The organism is Methylorubrum podarium (assembly GCF_022179745.1).
GTDB lineage: Bacteria > Pseudomonadota > Alphaproteobacteria > Rhizobiales > Beijerinckiaceae > Methylobacterium > Methylobacterium podarium.
Genome location: NZ_BPRD01000048.1, coordinates 1 through 5,878 on the forward strand (window position 1 = coordinate 1; position 5,878 = coordinate 5,878).

A 5,878-nucleotide genomic window follows, 5' to 3' on the forward strand; every position below is an offset into this window, starting at 1 on the left:
CGGGCGAGCGCCTCGGCCACCGCCTCGTCCTCGTTGGAGAGGTTGGCCAGCGCCCCGTGCGCCTTGACGTGGGTGACGCGGGCGCCCGCCAACGCCGCGCAGGCCCGGAGCGCGCCGATCTGGTAGGCGATGTCGCGCTCGATTCGTCTCGGACTCTCCTGGATCCGGTTCCGACCGAAGCCGCGCAGATCCGGAAAACCCGGATGGGCGCCGATCGCCACGCCCCGCGCCTTCGCGGCGACGGCCGTCTCGACCATGATGTCGGGGTCGCCCGCGTGGAAGCCGCAGGCGACGTTGGCCGAGGTGACGATGTCGAGGAGCGCGGCGTCGTCGCCCATGCGCCAGGGTCCGAAACCCTCGCCGAGATCGGCGTTGAGGTCGATGCGGGCGCTCACTCGGCCGCCCGCATGGATCTCGACGCCTTCCCCTGCCGCGGCCCGGATCGACCGGGAGCTGGTGATGAACCGGACTTCGGCCGCATCATCACGCCGAAGCCTTCCGCCTCGTCGCCGATGAAGCGGATCCCCTCCCCTTCGAGCACCGAGCGGATCGCGTCGAGGGTCTTCGCGCGCGGGGCGACCTGATCGCTCTCGATCATGTTCAGGGTCACGACCGAGACCGCCGCGCGATGGGCCAGAGCCCCTTGCGTCCACTTGAGAAGGCCGCGGCCGGCGCGGATCTGGGCGGGGGTGATGGCGGATGCGTTCATGGCTCGGAGATGGGCGAAACTGAAAGAATTTTCAAGTTTCCGGTTGACGCGAGGGGGGCGTGACCGTAAGCACGCCCCCATCGGCTCAGCCGGGCCGGAGATCGAGCGTTATCCTTACCCGACCCCCTTCTCTTTTTCGGGTATCGGCCGCCCCTTCGCATCCACGCCCGGCTCTCGGTTCGAACAATCATCACCGGCGCGGGCCGGTGGGCATCGGTTATCACCTGTCACGTGAAGCCATCCGATAGCCCGTTCACACGTCCGCGTCTCCCATTGGCCCCGCCTCGACGGAGCAAGGCATGAAACACGACGATCTATGCGTCGCCGCTTTCGCCCGTCCAGGGTCCGGGCGGCCAGGGTCGATGCGGTCCTATCCGATCGCACGGGAGCTGTTCGGCCACGCGGGCCGATAGCGGACGGTTATCTCAGGGAATCGAATGCCGGACGCCCTCGGGTCGACGGCGCGGTTGTCCGCAAGGACATTCCCGTTCGCACCCCCATGCCCGCGTGGCCTTCGCTCCGGCTGAAGGCCTGATCCCCCGATCTGATCCCGGCGGCCCCTGCGGACCGGCAGGGGACGGTTCTCGGTAGAGCGCCGCGGCATCCGCCGCGGAGGTCGCGGATTCGAACTCCGCCGGGCTTGCCCGTAGCTCAGTCACACCCGTCCCCGATCCCCATGACCGCAGGGCCGAGCGCGGCCGGACAATAGGAAAATATAGCTAAATCGCGCGGGCCGAAGAGGAAAGGTTATCATTCTTAATGAGGTGGACGCGGGTTCGAGTCCCGCCGGGCCGTGAGGCCCGTAGCTCAGTCCGGATAGAGCGCCCCTTTCCTCACCCCATGACCGCGCGACCCGGAGGCGGACGATCGTCCGCCCGAGGGCGCAAACCGACAAGAGAATCGGCCGTGCGGGCCGATGGAGACGGGTGATCGTCGGCCGGAAGGCCGGGTTCGAATCCCACGGGCCGCGAGGTCCGATGCCCGGGTGGCGGACGGGCGACGCATGCCGCGCGAGCGGAGCGCCCGTCTCCCCCCACACCCGCACGGTCGCCGACAAAAAAACCAATTCGGCCGTGCGGGCCGGATTGCGAGGGTGATCTGGTCCTCAGGGTTCGAATCCCGGGCGTCGCAAGGCGCCGGTCCCTCGCAACGATCCACGACCGCACGGCCGCAACGAGCCCCGGGGCAAGTCCCACAAGAACCCCGCGGAGAAAGGAGCGAGCGATGTTGAACTATGGAAAGCTGTTCTCGCTCCGGCGCACCCCGCAGTCGGAGCCCCTTCCCCGCACCGTGCCGAACTCGGCCGGCGGCCATTCCTTCGCCGTGGGCGACTGGGCGCGGCTCGACCGCTTCCTCGTGCTCGGCGCGGATGGCGGCTCGTACTACGCGGGAGAGCGGGACCTGACCCGGGAGAACGCCGCCGCGGTGATGCGCTGCATCCGTGAGGACGGCGCCCGGGCGGTGGCGGTCATTGTCGCGATGAGCGAGGCGGGCCGCGCGCCGAAGCAGGATCCGGCGATCTTCGCCCTCGCGCTCGCGGCCTCCGCCGAAGCGGAGGAGACCCGCCGGCTGGCGCTCGCCGCCCTGCCCCGGGTCTGCCGCACCGGCACGCACCTGTTCCAGTTCGCGGGCGCCGTCGAGGCGATGCGCGGCTGGGGCCGGGCGCTGCGGCGCGCGGTCGGCGCCTGGTACCGGGCGCGTCCGGTGGATGCGCTCGCCTACCAGGCGGTGAAGTACCGCGCCCGCCAGGGCTGGTCGCACCGCGACCTCCTGCGGCTCGCTCATCCGGAGACGGACGAGCCGGCCCGGAAGGCGCTGTTCGACTGGATCTGCCGCGGCACGCTGACCGAGGCGACCCCCGCCCTCGTCCACGCCTTCGCGTCGGTGCAGGCGGAGGGCGTCGACGGCGCCTTCGCGGCGGCGCAGGTGCGCGCGCACGACCTCCCCTGGGAGGCGCTGCCGACGGGGCTGATGACGAGCCGCGCGGTGAACGAGGCCCTGATCGAGCGCATGCCGGTCGGTGCCCTCGTGCGCCAGCTCGGCCGGCTCACCGCGTCGGGGGCGCTCGCGCCCTTCACCGCGGCGACCGAGCACGTGGTGTCCGTGCTGTCGGACCGGGAGCGCCTGCTGAAGGCGCGCCTGCACCCGATGGCGCTGCTCGTCGCGCTCCGGACCTACGCGTCCGGGCACGGCCAGCGCGGCCGGCTCTCCTGGGAGCCGGTGGCGGCCATCGTCGAGGCGCTGAACGCGGCGTTCTACACCGCCTTCGCGAACGTCGAACCCACGGGCCGGCGCCTCGTGCTGGCGCTGGACGTCTCGGGCTCCATGGCCTGCGGCTCGGTCGCGGGTTCCGCCCTGACGCCCCGGGAGGCGGCCGCCGCGATGGCGCTCGTCACCGCGGCGACGGAGGAGCACTGGCAGGTTCTCGGCTTCACCGCCGAGCCCGGCCAGTCCTGGAGCGAGGGGACGGTGCTGACCAGCCTCCCGATCGGGCCGTCCATGCGGCTCGACCAGGCGGTGGCGGCGACCGCCGACCTGCCCTTCGGCGGGACCGATTGCGCGCTGCCGATGCGGTGGGCGCTGGAGCGGGGCGTCCAGGCCGACGCGTTCGTGGTCTACACGGACTCGGAGACCTGGGCCGGCCCGGTCCACCCGGTCCAGGCGCTGCGGGCGTACCGGGAGAAGACCGGGATTCCGGCGAAGCTCGTGGTCGTGGGGCTCGTCTCCAACGGCTTCAGCATCGCCGACCCGAACGATGCGGGCATGCTCGACGTGGTCGGCTTCGACACGGCGGCGCCCGCGCTGATCGCGGATTTTATCCGCGGCGGCTGACGAGAGGGGCGGACGGCGATGCGCCGTCCGCTCCGGTCCCGAGACCTCGAGAAGACGGAGCGACACCATGTCCGCGATCAACGGACGCGATCTCATCGCCTGGGGCTTCCGGCCCGGCGAATGGTTCAAGCGCGCGGTGGCCATCGCCAACGCGATGCGCGGCGAGGGCGCCGACGACGCGGCGATCCTGGCGCATCTGCGCACGATCGAGCCCGGCGCCAACCCGATCCCGATGCGCACCAACGGGCTCGACTTCGGCGTCTTCCTCGACGCCGAGACGGAGGCCGAGCGGGCCAACGCCGCCGCCGTGATCGCGCATATGGACGCGCTCATGCGGGTGCCGACCATCGTCAAGGGTGCGGTGATGCCGGATGCCTGCCCCTCGGGCCTGGCCGAGGGCACGATCCCCGTGGGCGGCGCGGTCGCCTGCGAGGACGCGATCCATCCGGGCTTCCACTCGGCGGACATCTGCTGCTCGGTGGCGATCACCGTCTTTCGCCGTGCCGACGATCCGAAGCGCGTGCTCGACGCCGTGCAGGCGGTCACGCATTTCGGGCCCGGCGGGCGCAAGGGTGTGGTCGCGCCGCCGGACGCGGTGATGGCGGGGGTTGCGGGCAACCGCTTCCTCGCCGAGTTCGCCGGGCTCGCGGTCGGGCATTTCGCGAGCCAGGGCGACGGCAACCACTTCGCCTCTGTGGGGCACCTCGCCTCGACGGGGCAGGTGGCGCTCGTCACCCATCACGGCTCGCGGGGGCTCGGCGCCCAGCTCTACAAGAAGGGCCTGGCCGCCGCGCGCCGGCACACGGCGATCGTCGCTCCGCGGGTCCCGGCGCACAACGCCTGGATCAAGGCGGAATCCGACGACGGCCGGGCCTACTGGGAGGCGCTGCAAATCGTCCGGGACTGGACCAAGGCCAGCCACTTCGCGCTCCACGACCTCGTGGCGCGCAAGCTGGGCAACGCCGTCGCGGACCGGTTCTGGAACGAGCACAACTTCGTCTTCCGCCGCGCGGACGGGCTCTACTACCACGGCAAGGGGGCGACCCCGTCGTGGGCGGGGTTCTCGGCCGACGATGACGGGCGCACGCTGATCCCGCTCAACATGGCCGAACCGATCCTGATCGCCCGCCACCGCGACCACGCGGCCTCGCTCGGTTTCGCCCCGCACGGGGCGGGCCGCAACATGAGCCGCAAGGCCTTCCTGCGCGAGAACGCGCCCGTCCTGCCCGAGGGTATCGACGTGCGCTTCTTCTGCGGAAAGCCGGACCTCTCGGAGCTGCCGGGCGCCTACAAGGACGCCGGCAGCGTCCGGGCCCAGATCGCCAAGTACGACCTGGCCGAGGTCGTCGACACGGTGGAGCCCTACGGCTGCATCATGGCCGGCGACTGGGAGGCCGAGGCGCCGTGGCGGAAGAAGGCGGAGGCGAAGCGGGCGGCCAAGGCGGCCACGGAGGCGGCGACGTGACGGCGGCGCCGGGTGGGCAAACCCGGCGCCGCTGTTTTGCGGTTTCGCCGAAGCGTCTCAGGGCATGTCGGGCATGGATGCCGGATCACGGGCGGCGTGCCGGATACCGAGGATGATGAGGTCGTCCTCGCTCGCTTCGTAGAAGATCGGATAGGGATAGGGTGTCGCCACGATGCGCCGCATGCGCGGAAGTCTGGTTGGGCGCCCGCTGCGAGTATGCTCCAACAGCAGATCGATCACGGTCCGGATGCGACGCTGGACGCGTCGCGCGCCCTGTGGCGACCGTTCGGCGATGTAGGCCAGGACGGCGTCGAGTTCCGCGGCGGCGTCCGGAGTGTAGCGCAGCCTCACAGGCCGTGCTTCGCCCAGATCGCTCGCACCTGCTCGTCCGTCGCAAACTCCCGCCGCGCCGCCTGGGCACGGGAATTGGCGAACGACGCCTCCTCCTCGGGTGTCAGCGTGAAGACCGGCTCGTCGTCTCCGGCAAGGCTGAGAAGCACGCGGGCCATGTCGTCCTGCGCTTCGGGCGAGAGGGCGCGAACGCGCTCGATCGCCCGTTCCAGAAGTTCGGTCATGCGTCCATTATGCACGACATCGACGGTCGGGAACACGGTCGTCGTCGCGCTCCTGGATTGCTTCGGCTTCGCCTCGCAACGACGATGCGGCAAGTTTTTCGCGGTAGCGTTGCAGCGTCCCAGGATCGCTCCTAGGAAGACCTCATGGCTTCTTCTCGCCACCCCAGCCTCACCATCCGCGATCCCGGCGGGACGCTGCGAGAGCGGCTGAAGCTTCGGGCGGTCCGCAGCGGCCGATCGCCGGAGGCAGAAGCGCAGGCTCTCCTGAAGGATCGCCTCCGCTTCTGCCTCCGGCGA

General features: G+C 70.9%; 7 protein-coding genes. 3 read left to right on the forward strand and 4 right to left on the reverse strand.

Translation table 11 applies throughout. From position 1 onward, the window contains the following. Both MFF42_RS02400 and MFF42_RS02405 read right to left on the reverse strand, forming a co-directional pair. Nucleotides 1-338, reverse strand: a 338-nt coding sequence (locus MFF42_RS02400; protein WP_238254365.1) for a LamB/YcsF family protein, incomplete at its 3' end; no start/stop codon positions are given. 53 nt (nt 339-391) lie between these two features. Next, nucleotides 392-709 carry a helix-turn-helix domain-containing protein gene (locus MFF42_RS02405; protein ID WP_238254361.1) on the reverse strand — a complete coding sequence of 106 codons (318 nt, stop codon included), beginning with the start codon at nt 707-709 and terminating at the stop codon, nt 392-394. A 1,224-nt stretch (nt 710-1,933) separates the two neighbouring features. On the opposite strand from MFF42_RS02405, the gene MFF42_RS02410 reads away from it, so the two are divergent. Both MFF42_RS02410 and MFF42_RS02415 read left to right on the forward strand, forming a co-directional pair. Further along, complete coding sequence (locus tag MFF42_RS02410) at nt 1,934-3,541, forward strand: TROVE domain-containing protein (protein WP_238254362.1); 1,608 nt, start codon at nt 1,934-1,936, stop codon at nt 3,539-3,541. A 67-nt stretch (nt 3,542-3,608) separates the two neighbouring features. Next, the gene (locus tag MFF42_RS02415; protein ID WP_238254363.1) at nt 3,609-5,006 is read left to right on the forward strand and encodes an RtcB family protein; all 1,398 of its coding nucleotides are present in this window, start codon (nt 3,609-3,611) and stop codon (nt 5,004-5,006) included. 57 nt (nt 5,007-5,063) lie between these two features. On the opposite strand, the gene MFF42_RS02420 is transcribed toward MFF42_RS02415, so the two are convergent. Together MFF42_RS02420 and MFF42_RS02425 are read right to left on the reverse strand one after the other, a co-directional pair. Then, nucleotides 5,064-5,357, reverse strand: coding sequence for a type II toxin-antitoxin system RelE/ParE family toxin (locus tag MFF42_RS02420; RefSeq protein ID WP_238254364.1), 294 nt, complete (start codon nt 5,355-5,357; stop codon nt 5,064-5,066). Next, the gene (locus tag MFF42_RS02425) at nt 5,354-5,617 is read right to left on the reverse strand and encodes a hypothetical protein (RefSeq protein ID WP_373875121.1); all 264 of its coding nucleotides are present in this window, start codon (nt 5,615-5,617) and stop codon (nt 5,354-5,356) included. The genes MFF42_RS02420 and MFF42_RS02425 overlap by 4 nt, the downstream gene beginning before the upstream one ends. A gap of 108 nt (nt 5,618-5,725) precedes the next feature. Between MFF42_RS02425 and MFF42_RS26515 the strand changes: the two genes are divergently transcribed. Next, nucleotides 5,726-5,878: FitA-like ribbon-helix-helix domain-containing protein (locus MFF42_RS26515; RefSeq protein WP_444980412.1), on the forward strand; the 153-nt coding region annotated here is incomplete at its 3' end.